Source organism: Arthrobacter sp. 4R501, from assembly GCF_002929755.1.
Taxonomy (GTDB): Bacteria; Actinomycetota; Actinomycetes; order Actinomycetales; family Micrococcaceae; genus Arthrobacter.
On record NZ_PJIW01000021.1, the window covers coordinates 40,272 to 54,183 of the forward strand.

The 13,912-nt window shown below is 67.2% G+C and carries 8 protein-coding genes and 1 tRNA gene; 6 read left to right on the forward strand and 3 right to left on the reverse strand.

What is annotated here, in order from left to right; translation table 11 throughout:
• The first annotated feature begins 24 nt into the window (after positions 1-24).
• Both CXR02_RS18480 and CXR02_RS18485 read left to right on the forward strand, forming a co-directional pair.
• Positions 25-1,002 carry a TauD/TfdA family dioxygenase gene (locus CXR02_RS18480; protein ID WP_104063312.1) on the forward strand — a complete coding sequence of 326 codons (978 nt, stop codon included), beginning with the start codon at positions 25-27 and terminating at the stop codon, positions 1,000-1,002.
• A complete protein-coding gene (locus CXR02_RS18485; protein ID WP_258061113.1) occupies positions 999-2,375 on the forward strand; it encodes an LLM class flavin-dependent oxidoreductase in 1,377 nt (458 codons plus the stop codon). Before CXR02_RS18480 ends, CXR02_RS18485 begins: the two co-directional genes overlap by 4 nt.
• 150 nt (positions 2,376-2,525) lie before the next feature.
• Here CXR02_RS18485 and CXR02_RS18490 read toward each other — a convergent pair whose 3' ends face one another.
• The 3 genes from CXR02_RS18490 to CXR02_RS18500 form a co-directional block, all read right to left on the reverse strand.
• The gene (locus tag CXR02_RS18490) at positions 2,526-7,085 is read right to left on the reverse strand and encodes an ExeM/NucH family extracellular endonuclease (RefSeq protein ID WP_104063313.1); all 4,560 of its coding nucleotides are present in this window, start codon (positions 7,083-7,085) and stop codon (positions 2,526-2,528) included.
• 238 nt (positions 7,086-7,323) lie between these two features.
• Entirely contained in the window at positions 7,324-8,091 is a 768-nt protein-coding gene (locus tag CXR02_RS18495) for a VOC family protein (RefSeq protein WP_104063314.1), read from the reverse strand.
• A gap of 148 nt (positions 8,092-8,239) precedes the next feature.
• A tRNA-Ser gene (locus CXR02_RS18500) sits at positions 8,240-8,327 on the reverse strand.
• Between the two features lie 109 nt (positions 8,328-8,436).
• Between CXR02_RS18500 and CXR02_RS18505 the strand changes: the two genes are divergently transcribed.
• From CXR02_RS18505 to CXR02_RS18520, 4 genes are all read left to right on the forward strand, one after another.
• Positions 8,437-9,420 (forward strand): NAD(P)H-quinone oxidoreductase, encoded by a 984-nt coding sequence (locus CXR02_RS18505; RefSeq protein ID WP_104063315.1) that lies wholly within the window; start codon positions 8,437-8,439, stop codon positions 9,418-9,420.
• A 121-nt stretch (positions 9,421-9,541) separates the two neighbouring features.
• Entirely contained in the window at positions 9,542-10,153 is a 612-nt protein-coding gene (locus CXR02_RS18510) for a PadR family transcriptional regulator (RefSeq protein WP_104063316.1), read from the forward strand.
• The gene (locus tag CXR02_RS18515; RefSeq protein ID WP_104063317.1) at positions 10,150-10,887 is read left to right on the forward strand and encodes an ABC transporter ATP-binding protein; all 738 of its coding nucleotides are present in this window, start codon (positions 10,150-10,152) and stop codon (positions 10,885-10,887) included. The genes CXR02_RS18510 and CXR02_RS18515 overlap by 4 nt, the downstream gene beginning before the upstream one ends.
• 142 nt (positions 10,888-11,029) lie before the next feature.
• A complete protein-coding gene (locus tag CXR02_RS18520) occupies positions 11,030-13,783 on the forward strand; it encodes a hypothetical protein (RefSeq protein WP_258061115.1) in 2,754 nt (917 codons plus the stop codon).
• Positions 13,784-13,912 lie beyond the last annotated feature (129 nt).

Here is a 13,912-nt window from a genome sequence, read left to right on the forward strand (position 1 = left end):
CTTCTGAACTGCAAAGGAAACACCATGACCGTCATCACCGAAACCAAGCTCCAGTTCACCAAGCTCAGCTCGCGCATCGGCGCCGAAATCCGCGGCCTGGACCTCAGCGCAGACCTGTCCCCGGACACCGTGGCGCAGCTCCGGGACGCCCTGAACACACACAAGGCACTGGTCTTCCGGGAAGCGAACATCCGCACCGACGAGGACCAGGTGCGTTTCGCCAGCCGCTTCGGTCCGCTCACCAAGGCCCACCCCACAGTGGCCTCCGTGGACGGAAAGCCCGCGGTCCTGCCCGTGGACAGCGAAAACGGCAGCGCCAACAACTGGCACACCGATGTCACCTTTGTGGTGAACCCGCCGCAGGCCTCCACCCTGCGCAGCATCACCCTGCCGGGCTACGGCGGCGAAACCCTGATCGCGTCCTCGGCCGGGGCCTACCAGGACCTGCCGGAGGAACTGCGGAACTTCGCCGACACCCTCTGGGCAATCCACACAAACGACTACGACTACTCCGTGCCCAAGAACCTCGAACACGCCAACGCCGACGAACGCCGCAAGGAATTCACCAGGATCCACTTCGAATCCGCCCACCCCGTGGTCCGGGTCCACCCGCTGACCGGGGAGCGCGGGCTGTACATCGGCGGTTTCGCGCAGCGGCTGCGGATCGTTGGCCTGTCCAATACGGAGTCCAAGGACATCCTGCGCCTCCTGCAGGCCTACATCACCCGCCCGGAGAACGTGGTGCGCGTGAACTGGGAGCCGGACCAGCTGGTGCTGTTCGACAACCGCATCACGCAGCATTACGCGCCGGACAACTACGACGGCCAGCCCCGCCAGCTCAACCGCGTGACCATCGCCGGCGACCTTCCCCGAGGCGTGGACGGACGCAGCAGCACCTCCATCAAGGGCGACTCGTCCGCCTACTCGGAGACCGTCGTCGTTCCCGAAGCAGTTGCCCGCGAAGCAGCCGGGGTTCTCGAAACTGCCGCGGTTCGCGCGTGAGTGCCGCGGTTGGCGGCGCCAGGCAGCTGCACCTGAACGCCTTCCTGATGAGCACCGGCCACCACGAGGCGTCGTGGCGGCTGCCGGAGAGCAACAGCTTCGCCGGCACGGACGTGGCCCACTTCCAGCGGCTGGCGCAGACGGCAGAGCGCGGAAAGCTGGACTCGATCTTCTTCGCCGACTCCCCGGTGCTGCACGGAAACGTGGCCCAGCGGCCCTACGGCAGCCTCGAACCCACCGTGCTGCTCGCCGCCATCGCAGCCGTCACGGAGCGGATCGGGCTGATCGCCACCGCGTCCACAACGTACAACGAGCCGTACAACCTGGCGCGGCGGTTCGCCTCCGTGGACCACATCAGCGGCGGCAGGGCGGGCTGGAACGTGGTGACCACAGCGGGGGACGCGGCCGCCAGGAACTTCTCCCTCGCCGGCCAGCCAGCCCATTCGCAGCGGTACGAGCGGGCGGCGGAATTCCTGGATGTGGCCAAGAGGCTCTGGGACAGCTGGGAGGACGACGCCGTGGTGGCGGACAAGGACGCAGGTGTGTGGGCCGACAGCTCGCGCGTGCATCCCGTGAACCACCAGGGCCGGCATTTCCAGGTGGAGGGCGGGCTGGATGTGCCCAGATCCGTCCAGGGGCACCCGGTGATTGTCCAAGCCGGTTCCTCGGAAAACGGCAAGGACTTTGCGGCGCGGTACGCGGAGGCGGTCTTCACGGCGCACCAGACCCTGGCGGATGCGCAGGACTTTTACGCCGACCTGAAAAGGCGGACGACGGCGGCGGGCCGGGACCCGCAGTCCATCAAGATCCTGCCGGGCATCGTTCCGGTCATCGGGGCCACGGAGGCGGAGGCCCTCAAGCTGGAACGGGAGCTGGATGAGCTGATCCTGCCGGAGCACGCGGTGCGGCAGCTGGCCAACCTGCTGCGCATCCCGCCGGAATCCCTGAAACTCGATGGCCAGCTGCCGGCCGGCCTCCGGTCGGAGGATGAGATCGAGGGTGCCAAGAGCCGTTACACCTTGATCGTGAACCTTGCCCGCAGCGAACACCTGACCGTCCGGCAGCTCATCGGCCGGCTGGGCGGGGGCCGCGGGCACCGGACCTTCGCGGGAACGCCGGAGCAGGTGGCCGACGCCATCCAGCACTGGTTCCAGTCCGGCGCCGCGGACGGCTTCAACATCATGCCGCCCGTGCTGCCCTCCGGCCTGGACATCTTTGTGGACCAGGTGGTTCCCATCCTCCAGGACCGCGGGCTGTTCCGGCGCGAATACACCGGGCGCACGCTCCGCGAGCACTTTGGCCTGGCCGTCCCTGCCAACTCCTTTACCGAAGTCCGTGCACAGGTGCCGGACCGGGTGCCGCAGCCTGCCTAAAACGTGGGCCCACGCCCGCAGGGTTCCCTGGCCGAGCTTGCGAGGTTAGGGCACGTGTGGGGAGGTCACTTCACGCCTGATATCCCCTTCGGAATGGGCGCGAAGTGACCCCGCGTCGGGTTAAGCCCGCGTTGGTTTAGTGCGAAGCGGCTAGCCGCGCAGGCACTGCTGGTACTGGATCCAGGCAACGCCGTAACGGATCCACCCCAGGACGTCGTACCACTTGGTGGGCGGTACCGGTGCCGTGCAAACCGGCGGAACGGGTCCGCTGGCAGCCACCTGGACAGCAGCCTTCACCACGGTGCCGGACTCGGTGGCCGTGAGCGCCAGAGTTCCTGCCCCCGCAGCAGCGCCGGCAGGAACGGCGAGGTTTACGGCGGCGGCGCCGGCCGAAACCGGCACCGTGCCAAGATCCGTCACAGTCCCGGCGCTGTCGGTGAACACCGCAGCCAGGGACGTATTCACCGGGCTGCCCAGCGAGGTGAGGTCCAGTTTAGAAACCGCCAGGCTGATGGCGTCCCCGGCCTTGACCTCGGCTGCCGTCGTGTTCACGGCGGCCACCGTGCGCCGGGCGAAGTCCGGCGACACGGGGTTGTGCGCCTGCAGGTACGTGATCCAGGCGTCCCGGTCCACGAGGCCCGAATCCTTGGTGCCGGTTCCGTCCTTGAAGACCCGGAAGTTGTCGCCACCGGTGGCCAGGAAGCTGAACGTCCCGATCCGGTAGGACTTCGCCGGATCGATAACGGCACCGGCCACCCGGATGGAGGTGATCCGGTCACCGGCGGCACGGGTGGCGTCGTACGTGTAGTTGACGTTCCTGGACAGGCCCAGCTGCTGGTAGGCGCGGCTGGGGACCGTGCCGTCGGCGTTGGTCTGCCACTGCTGCTCCAGAAGTGCCTTGAACTGCGCACCGGTCAGGGACGTGGTCCACAGGTTGTTCACAAACGGCAGGACCGAGTTGGCCTCCGCATAGGTGATGGTGCCGTCCGGGGCGTAGTACAGCTCGTTGCGGAGGCCGCCGGGATTGACGACGCCGATTTCCGCGGCGCCCAGCTCAGCCGGCTGGAGCGAGTCCAACAGAGAGTCGGCCACCAGATTGCCCAGCGCCGATTCGCTGGCACGGTCATCGCGTTTGGCGGGTCCGCCGGCGGGGTCCGCGGTGAACGCCGTGGTGATATCCGCGGTCAGCGCACCCACCGGCTGGTTGCCGATCGCGGCGGCGTCGGCCAAAGCCTTCTTCACAATGGCATCAACCGCTGCCACCCGCGGGTACGCGTTCACGAGGCCGGCGGCGGCATCCGTGGTCCGCCTGACGTTCCCGGCCTTCGAGGCGGTGACTTCCTTGCTGGCCGTATCCACCGTGAGCTGGACCTGGCCGATGTTCTCGCCGTAGTTGCCGGTCTGGACAATCGGCCGGGTCTTGCCGTCAGCCCCGGGGACCGGTGCGTTCCAGGCGTATTCCTTGTGCGTGTGGCCGGTGAAGATGGCGTCCACGTCGGCCGAGGTTTCGGTGACCAGCTTCGCGAACGGGCCGCCCGCTGCCACTTCCTGCTCCAGGGTGGCGCCGTCCGGCGTCCCTGACCCGGCGCCGTCGTGGTTTTCCGCAATGATCACGTCAGCGAGGTTCTCCGCCGTGATCCTGGCAGCCACGCGGTTGATGGCGTCCACGGGATCGCCGAATTCAAGATCGGCGATGCCGGCGGGCGTCACCAGGGACGGGACGTCCCGGGTGACGGTGCCGATGACGGCGACCTTCACGCCGTCCATGTCCAGCACCGTGAATTCCGGCAGGACCGGTTCCGTGGTTCCCTTTTTGTAGACGTTCGCCCCGAGCAGCGGGAACGTGGCGTTGGTGCCGCCCGCGATGACGCGGTCGCGCAGGTCCGCCCAGCCGCCGTCGAACTCGTGGTTGCCCACGGCGGAAGCGTCCAGCTCCAGCGCGTTCAACACATCGATGGTGGGCTGGTCCTTGGCAACAGCCGAGGCGAACAGCGATGCCCCGATGTTGTCGCCGGCGGACAGGAACGCCGTGGCCCCGGGTGCGGCGGCGCGCAGCTTCTCGATGGTGCCGGCGAACAGCACCGTGTTGGCGTCGATGCGGCCGTGGAAATCGTTGATGCCCAGGAAGTTCAGCTCAACGCTGGCCGGCGTGACCGGGCCCGCAGAAAGGTCCAGGCCCACCACCACAGGATCGTGGTCGCTGGCGCGGAACTGGTCCGGCGCATAGTAGTTGGTCACATTGTTGTTATACCTGCTGTACTCCAGCGCCACGGACTCCACCGAGTTGATGTTCCAGATGTCCGCGCCGGTGACCACTGCATCAGCGCCCGGGGAGGCCAGGATGTGGTCCAGCGAACCCACCAGGCCGCCGAAGAGGTAGGAGTGTTTCGCGGAGCCGTCGGCGTTCTTCGCTTTGCCGTCCTGGTTGACGTAGCCGGCGTCCGTGAAGACATTCATCGGGTCTTCCTGGGCGTAGGAGTTGAAGTCGCCGATCAGGAAGACCTTGTCCGTGCCCTTAGTTGCCTGCAGCCCGGCGGCGAAGTCCAGGAGCGACTTGGCCTGGGCGGTGCGGGCGAGGTTGGACGCGCCCTGGCCTTTGTCCGTGTCATCCGGCGTTGCTGCCGAACCCTTGGACTTGAAGTGGTTGGCGATGGCGATGAACTTCTTGTCGTCCCCGGCGCCCACCGGCTTGAACACCTGCGCCAGCGGCTTGCGGGCGTTGGCGAAGGCGACTGTGTCGTTGTGGATGATGGACTCTTCCACAGGTTCGGCCACGGCCTTCTTGAAAATGAACGCGGTGCGGATCATGTCCTCGTCGGCCAGCGGGGGAGCGTTGGCGGGTGTCCGCACGTAGTCCCAGATGCCGGGGGTCGCGATGTTGAGGGCGTCCACCAGTTTGGCCAGGGCGTCGTCGCGGTCCTTGCCGAACTGGGCGGAGTTTTCAATTTCCATGAGGGACACCACGTCGGCGCCGGTCTTGGTGATCGCGGCGACGATCTTGTCCTGCTGGCGGAGGAAGTTCTCCGCGTTTGCCGCGCCGCGGGCATCGCAGCCGCCCTGGACCGTGATGGGGTTGCCGTCGCGGTCCTTGTAGAAGGAACAGCCCGTGAGGGTGTCGCCGGTGGTGGGGAAGTAGTTCAGGACGTTGAAGGAGGCGATCTTCAGGTTGCCGCCCACGCTGGCGGGAGCCTCGGTCCGGGTGGCGCCGAAGCTGGCCGGCTGGACCGTGCCCTTGTTGGCCGCGGTGAGGTGGGTCAGCGGCTGGAACTTCCAGGCGTTGTTGGCGTAGCTGAGTACCACGTTGGTAGCGAACGTCACCGGTGATCCCACGCGGACCGGGTCCGTGGCCGTCAGGTACGGCAGCATCTGGGCTTTGGTGGTGGCGTCCTTGAGGAAATTGGTGGTGGCGCCGTCGTCGAGCTTGATGCCGCGGGCAGCGTTGTCCGCCACGGCGGCCTGGTATTCGGCCGAGCCGTAGCGCGCGACGGCGGTGGGCTGCACCAGCGTGGTGGTCCCGCCCGAGAGGCCGATTTCGCCGTACTGGTTCAGCGCGTAGTTGTCGGTGACGGTGACGGGCCCTTGCGGTGCCAGCAGCATGCCCTCAAGTGCTTCGCGGAAGGACTCGGCCGCCGGGAGCGTGAAGGCGGTGGACTTCACCTCGGGGGCTGCGTCGGTTAGCTTGGTCAGCCCCGCGGCGTCCGCCACACTGACCTGGGTCATGCCGAAGAACTCGGAAACCGTGCCGGAGACTTCCACGAAGTCGCCGATCTGCACGGAGCCTGCGGTGGCGGGGGAGTAGACAAAAACAGCGTCCGACGCCGTGTGGCCGGCCGGGGTGAGGTCGCCGCCGGTGCCGGGGGTCTGGACGTAGTAGCCGGCGAAACCGCCGGTGGGGAAGGCCGCGGTGACTTTGCCGCGCGTTGTTACGGCAGTGCCGGCCAGCGGACTGGCGGTGCCGGTGCCCTGGATTTCGGCGATAGTTTTGGTGCCCGGGACGGGTGTCGGCGTTGGATCGGGGTCCGGCGTCGGATCCGGGACGGGGTCCACGGTGCCGCCCGCCGCCGTCGGCGTGACGGCGGTGTTCAGCGTGAAGTCCGCCCGGTTGCTGTTGCTGTCCGTCCCGGCGCTGCGGTTCAGGCTCTTGACGTCGGTGTTGCTGGCGGGCGCAACGGCGGCCTGCGTTTCAAAGGTGTTGGAGGAACCGTAGCCGAGGAGGTCTGCCACGCCGGCCGGTTCAATAACCGAGCCGGTGGCGAGCGGGGCGGCGGTGGCCTGCTTTGCCAGGATGATGGTTCCGGCGGAGCCGCTGAAGTTCAGGGAGGTTGCCACAGAATCCGGAGTCGGCAGGTCCGCACCTTCAACCCCGCCGTTGTTGCTGCCGCCCTTAATGAGGTAGTGGCCCTTGGCCGGGATGGAACCGGTGAGGGCAGCCACACTGGTGGGCGCCGCAGTTCCGGTAGCCGACCGGTACTGGACGGACCAGCCGGCCAGGGAGACCGCGGTGTCGGAGGTGTTGTAGAGCTCAACGAACTTGCTCTTGTAGGCTGCGCCGGCACTGCCGCCGCTCAGGTAGGCCTCGTTGATGACAACGGGTGAAGTGCCTGCGGGAGCTGCGTCGACGGCGAAGGCGGGGACCGCTGCCAACGGAGTGGCGATAAGCCCCGCAGACAACGCTGTTCCCAGCGCTAATTTCCAAGGTGAATGGTGCATCCGCTCTACTTTCATAGGGGCGTCCCGGTAGGGGACCCGATGGAGTGTGTCCGGGTTGTACCTACGGACAGTGTCCGGACTCCACGTTTGATCAGGTGGTGTCCGGCACAGCAAAGCAGCGCCGCATGAACGCAAGGTTGATGGTGAGTGCATTTGGCGAAACGTCCGTGGGGCAAAACAATACCGGCCGGTAGCTTTAATGAAAGCTGCCGGCCGGTATTTCGTCGAAGGAATTTACTTATGCGATGATCTTGAACATTGCTCCGGTGGGGTCGGCCAGCGATGCGAGCCGGCCGAACGGAGAGTCCTCCGGCCCGTCAATGACGGTGGCTCCGAGCGAAACGGCCTTCTCAACCGAAGCGTCCGCATCTTCGACGTTGAAGTAGACCTGCCAGTTGGACGGAACGTCGGCCGGCAGATACCCGGAGGCGTCCATGATGCCGGCCTTGGCGGAGTCCCCGGCGCCCAGGGTGGTGTACCGGAAGTCCGGTGTATCGCTCATAACATCCGTATCCCAGCCGAACACCTCCTCGTAGAACTTCACGGCGGCGTCGTAGTCCTTGGTGTGGAGCTCGTGCCAGGCGGCGGCGCCGGGCTCGGCTACGAGCTCGTATCCCTTCATCTCGCGCGGCTGCCACACGCCGATTGCCGCTCCGGCGGAGTCGCCGAAGATGGCCATGTGGCCCTGTTCCGGAACATCCATGGGCGGCATGTAGACCTGTCCGCCGTTCGCAGTGACGGCGGACGCGGTGGCCTCGGCGTCGTCCGAGCGCAGGTACGTGGACCAGACGTCAGGCATGCCAGCCTGGTCCACGTCCTTCTGCATGAGCCCGGCCACGGTCTTGCCGTTCTTCCGTGCGGTGGTGTAGCCGCCGTACTTCTCCTCGTCGCCGGTCTCGTATTCCCAGCCGAAGAGTTCGCCGTAGAACTGGCGGGCTTTGGTGATGTCTGAGGTCATGAGGTCGATCCAGCAGGGTGCGCCGGGGGTGATCTCGGGTGCAGGCATGATGGGCTCTCTCTGTCGATGGGTGGCAACAGGAACGACCCTATGTCCGGGCTCCGACAGTTTCAATGGTTCGGCCCTGGCGGCCTATGGGCCGGTTAAACGAAGAAGCCCCGGTCCGCCACCATGTGGCGTACCGGGGTTCCATTCGCGGAAGGTAAGAGATTCGAACTCTTGGTACGGGGTTACCGCACACTAGTTTTCAAGACTAGCTCCTTCGGCCGCTCGGACAACCTTCCCTAACGAGTAGTGTTTCATAGGCAGTTGGCTGCAACAAAACAGAGTCTGCCGTGCGTCCGGTGCACACTGGTTCTGGGGCACGAATCAGCTAGAAAACGGGAGTTCTCCATGAAAGCCGTCTACATTGCAGAACCCGGTGGTCCGGAGGTGCTGGAGGTCCGCGACGTGGACGCGCCGGTGCCCGGGCAGGGCGAGGTGTTGATCGACGTCGTCGCCGCCGGCCTGAACCGCGCGGACGTGCAGCAGCGCAGGGGCTTTTACCCGCCCCCGCCCGGCGCGTCCGAGATCCCCGGGCTGGAAGTCTCCGGGCGGATCGCCGGCTTCGGTCCCGGCGTCACCAAGGCATTCTCCGTGGGTGACAAGGTGGTGGCGCTGCTGGCCGGCGGAGGCTATGCCGAGCAGGTTGCGGTGCCGGCGGAGCAGGTCCTGCGGATTCCCGACGGCGTTGATGTGGTCACCGCTGCGTCGCTGCCGGAAGTCGCAGCCACGGTCTACTCCAACCTGATCATGACGGCGCAGTTGCAGGCCGGTGAAACTGTCCTGATCCACGGCGCCACCGGCGGGATCGGCACCATGGCCATCCAGCTGGCCAAGGCCTTCGGCGCCAGGGTCGCCACCACCGCGGGAAGCGCGGAAAAGGTGGGGACCGCGAAGGCTTTCCTGGGCGCGGACATCGCCATCAACTACACCGAAGAGGACTTCCCCGAAAGCCTCCGGCGGCAGAACGGCGGCAAGGGCGCCGACGTGATCCTCGACGTTGTGGGTGCCAAGTACCTGGCGCAGAACGTTGATGCGCTCGCGGACTACGGCCGGCTCGTTGTCATCGGCCTGCAGGGCGGGGCCAAGGGGGAGCTGGATCTTGGCCAGCTCCTGCGGAAGCGCGCGGCGGTGGTTGCCACGGCACTGAGGCCGCGCCCGGTGGCGGAAAAGGGCGCCATCATGAACGCCGTGCGGGAATCCGTGTGGCCCCTCATCACGGACGGCCGGATCCGCCCGCTGGTGGCCAAGACATTCCCGCTGGACCAGGCTGCGGCCGCGCACCGGTACTTCGACAGCGGCGACCATGTGGGCAAGATCCTGCTGGTTATGTAGAGCCGGGTAGATACTGAGTATTGCTTTGCGCCGCGGACTGGGTTAGCCTCACTCTATACGCGGTATGCACGGGTCTTGGGGGTCCGTGCATACCGACGCTGACGCCACCGCTAGGAGCATCATGTCCATCCGCCACAGCCTCCTTGCCCTGCTGCAGGACCAGCCGCGTTACGGCTACCAGCTCAGGGTTGAGTTCGAGAACCGCACCGGGTCCACCTGGCCCTTGAACATCGGGCAGGTTTACACCACGCTGGACAGGCTGGAACGCGACGGCCTGGTCAGCAATGACGGCAGTGACGGCGAAGGCCACGTGGTCTACAGCATCACCCACGCGGGCAAGGCGGAAGTGCAGAACTGGTTTGCCGCCCCCGTGGAGCGCAACAACCCGCCCCGGAACGAGCTGGCCATCAAACTGGCGCTCGCGGTCACGCTGCCGGGCGTGGATGTGCAGGCCATCATCCAGGCCCAGCGGGTCGCGTCTATCCGGGCGCTGCAGGACTACACCAAGGCCCGCCGCGACACGGCCGCCAACCAGCGGGCGGCCGATACGGCCTGGCTGCTGGTGCTGGATTCGCTGATCTTCCAGACGGAAGCGGAGGTCCGCTGGCTGGACCTTTGCGAGGCGCGGATGCTGCAGCAGGCGCAGACCGCGGGCCAGGCCACACCACGCAAATCGTCCAACGGGGTCACTGTGGAAGAGGCTGCCCCGCTCATCGCGGATAGCCGCCGGTGAGCGTCCAGGGGCCGCAGCAGGTCCTGGAACTCGCCAAGGTCAGCAGGACGTTCGGTGAAGGCGCGACGGCGGTCGCCGCGCTGCGCGAGGTGGACCTCAGTATCAGGGCGGGCGAGTTCGTCGCCGTGATGGGTCCGTCAGGTTCCGGAAAGTCCTCCCTCCTGGCGCTGGCCGGGGGACTTGACCGGCCGACGTCGGGCGGTGTCTTTGTGGAATCGACGCCCCTGGGCGGGCTGGGACTGAACGAACTCGCCCGGTTGCGCCGCCGCGCCGTCGGCTATGTCTTCCAGGACTTCAACCTTGTCCCCACGCTGACCGCGGCCGAAAATGTGGCGCTGCCGCTGGAACTGGACGGAACGGCCACCAGGAAGGCGCAACGCCAGGCCCTGGATGCGCTGCGGCAGGTGGGCATCCCGGAACTCGCGGACCGCTTTATGGACCAGATGTCCGGCGGACAGCAGCAGCGGGTGGCCATCGCGCGGGCCATCGTGGGCGACCGCCGGCTGATCCTGGCCGACGAACCCACGGGTGCCCTGGATTCCACCACCGGCCACGGCGTGATGGAGGTGCTCCGCGGACGTGCCGATGCCGGTGCGGCCGTGATGCTGGTGACCCATGAGGCCCGGCATGCCGCGTGGGCTGACCGGGTGGTGTTCCTCCGGGACGGCCGGATCGTTGACCAGGCGGCTGCCATGCATGATCCCGCCATGCTCCTCACGCAGGCCGGCCACTGACGTGGCGCTCACCCTCGACCCGGCGCCCGGCGGGCGCCGGCAGGCTTTCCGCGTCGCCGTGCGGATGGCGCGGCGCGATATCCGCCGCCACAAAGGGCGTTCCCTTCTGATCATTTTGCTTATCATGCTCCCCGTGGCCGCAATGACAGGGGCGGTCACCCTGGTCCAGAGCACCCAGGAAACCGCCGCCGAGCGAGTTCAGTACGAGCTCGGCACCACGCAGGCGCGGTTCCGGTCCATGCCCATGGCCAACGGCGTCATGGTCCAGCACCCGGTCGAAGAGCTCCAGATCACCACGAATGACTGGGACAGGAACCCGGACTTCACGCCGACGGATCCGCAGGACGCGATTCCGGCCGGCTACGTAGTGCTCACAGAATCCACCCTCGACCTCACTGCCGAGTCGGGGGCGGCGGACGTGCGTGTGATGGGCCGCGCGGTGGACGCCATGGCCCCGGCATTTGCCGGAAAATACACCCTGCTGGACGGCAGGGCACCCGGGACTGATGCCGAGATGCTTGTGTCGCCGGGACTGCTGGAGCGGTTCGGGCTGGAACTGGGGGAAGAGCTGGCGACGTCGGCCGGGACGTTTGTCGCGGTCGGAACGCTCCGCGATGCGGGCTATTCGGACAGCAACTCCATCGTCTACCTCAGGCCCGGCCAGGGCAGTGTTGGCGCCCCGGCGCATGCCACCACCGGTCCGGCGCCACCCGCGCCGGCCATCAATGCCACCATGTATTACCTGGTGGGTTCCGAGCCGGTGACCTGGAGCCAGGTCCTGGCGGCCAACGCCGTGGGTGTCACGGTGCTGTCCAGGTCCGCGGTGCTGAATCCGCCGTTCCAAGAGGAGCGCGGGCCGGAGGGCGCAGGGACCTCGTCCAGCGCGTCGCTGCCGCTCACCACCTATGCGGCCGGGGCGCTCCTGGGCGCCCTCGCATTGCTGGAGGTGGGCCTGCTGGCGGGAGCCGCGTTCGCCGTGGGCGCCAAGGGACAGGTCCGGGAGCTGGCCCTGCTGGCCGCGACGGGGGCCGAAAGCCCCACCATCCGTTCGGTGGTGATGGCGGCTGGCCTGTGGCTCGGCGGCATCGGCGTGGCGGCCGGCGCTGCGGTGGGACTGGTAGCCGGCGCCGGGGTGGTGTTCGTTGCGCGTCTGAGCGGATCGGTCCGTTTCCCGGGCTTCCATCCGGACGCTTTGTTGACGGTCCTGGTGATGGTCATGGGCTATGTGGCGTGCCTGCTGGCTGCCTTGGCCCCTGCGCGGCAGGTGGCGCGCCAGGCTGTTCTGGGCGCGCTCAAATCGGGGCGGGCGCCGGCGTCGGCCGGCAAGGCGTCCACCGTGGTGGGTACTGTCCTGCTGGGAGTGGCTGCCGTGTCACTTGCCGTCGGCACGGGGCTCGCCGTCAGCAGCGAAGACCCTGATGTGTTCTTCTCAAGGACGCCGGTGGTTCTCTGGTTCCTGCTGGGCGGCGCGGTACTGGGCGTTGCGTCCCTGGTCCTGTTGACCGGCAAGGTGGTGGTATTCCTTGGCAAGCGTGCCGGACGCCTTCCGCTGGCTGCGCGCATGGCCGCCCGGGACTCTTCCCGAAACCGCGGCCGGACTGTTCCAGCTGTTGCCGCCGTCCTTGCCGCCGCCACCCTCGCCAGTGCCGGCATGGTGCTGGCGGCCAGCCAGCAGGCGAACGAGCAGCAAAACCACTACTGGTCCGCGTTGAAGAACCAGGCAGTCCTGCCGTTATCCGTGTGGCAGCCTCCACTGGCTGACGGAACAATGCCGGACCCGGTGCGGGTTGCCCCTGCAGAGGTGGTGTCCGCCCTGGATGGCGCCCTGGACACCGTCGAATGGACCAGCGTCCTGCGCACAGCCGACACCCGGAACTGCGACATGCGGCCCGAACTTGCTGACGCGTCGCCCGCGCAAACGCCGACGACGAGCTGCCTGCAATACTCGCTGGCCACACCGGAAGGCAACGCGTGCCCCGTTACGGCGGGCGGGCGTGTCCTCGATCCGGAGGATAGGCGCTGCCAGGGCGCGATGCGTCCCTACGAGACGCAGGGAAGCATTAACTCCGTTATCGTCGGAACGGCCGATGACGTGGAAAGGCTGTTCGGCACGGCGCCCACGGCGGAAGCCCGCGACGTGCTGGCGGCCGGTGGCATGGTGGTGACCAACCCTGTGTTCGTCCGTGACGGGCACGCGTCCCTGGTGGCGAAGGACATGCGGAAGCCCGCACCGGACAATCCGGCCACGGGCGCCTTCCAGGGCTACGTGGAGGCGGGACGGACGGAAGTTGCTGCGGCCGTGCTGGAGCCGGCAGTTAAGGTGCAGTACTACGGCGTAGTCTCTCCGGAAGCTGCAGCGGCGGCCGGAATGCGCGTGGATGACAGCGCCCTGCTGGTCCAGTTCAGCGCCTACCCTGATGCCGCCGAAATGGACAAAATGTCCGGAGTGCTTGGCACAATCTACAAGGACCGCTACGGGACCCCGTACGTGGAGCGCGGACCGGCGCAGGACGACTCGCTGATCCTCTGGTCCATCGTGGGCCTGGGCGCGCTGATCACGCTCAGCGCGGCAGGCATCACCACGGGCCTGTCCATGGCGGACTCGCGGAAGGACCACGTGACGCTTGCCGGCGTGGGTGCGGCCCCGCGTCTGCGGAAGGCGCTCGCAGGTTCCCAGGCGCTGATGACGGCGGGGCTCGGAACCGTGTTGGGAAGTGTTGCCGGGATAGTGCCCGCCGTGCTGCTGGTGACGGCCACCGGGATGGCGCGGACCGCCGTCGTTCCCTGGCTCCAGCTCGTGGCGCTGCTGATCGCGGTGCCGCTCACCGGTGCGGCCCTGGCGTGGCTGTTTACCCGGGCGAGGCTTCCGGTGTCCCGCCGGGAGGTGGGGACCTGAGCGGTCTGCCGAGGCAGCTGAGCGGAGGAGCACCGGAATTAGGTCACACAGTTGGGTCTTTTTGATTGGGCCCAACAGGCCTACGGTGGGACTCAGGACGCTGTCCGTCCCGGACGGCCGAAGTACGGA

What these genes read in the sequence shown, in the direction of transcription:
- CXR02_RS18505 (WP_104063315.1), top strand. Translation starts at nt 8,437, where the DNA reads ATGAAAGCCGTCTACATTGCAGAACCCGGTGGTCCGGAGGTGCTGGAG.
- CXR02_RS18495 (WP_104063314.1), bottom strand. Translation starts at nt 8,091, where the DNA reads ATGCCTGCACCCGAGATCACCCCCGGCGCACCCTGCTGGATCGACCTC.
- CXR02_RS18520 (WP_258061115.1), top strand. Translation starts at nt 11,030, where the DNA reads ATGACAGGGGCGGTCACCCTGGTCCAGAGCACCCAGGAAACCGCCGCC.
- CXR02_RS18480 (WP_104063312.1), top strand. Translation starts at nt 25, where the DNA reads ATGACCGTCATCACCGAAACCAAGCTCCAGTTCACCAAGCTCAGCTCG.
- CXR02_RS18510 (WP_104063316.1), top strand. Translation starts at nt 9,542, where the DNA reads ATGTCCATCCGCCACAGCCTCCTTGCCCTGCTGCAGGACCAGCCGCGT.
- CXR02_RS18490 (WP_104063313.1), bottom strand. Translation starts at nt 7,085, where the DNA reads ATGCACCATTCACCTTGGAAATTAGCGCTGGGAACAGCGTTGTCTGCG.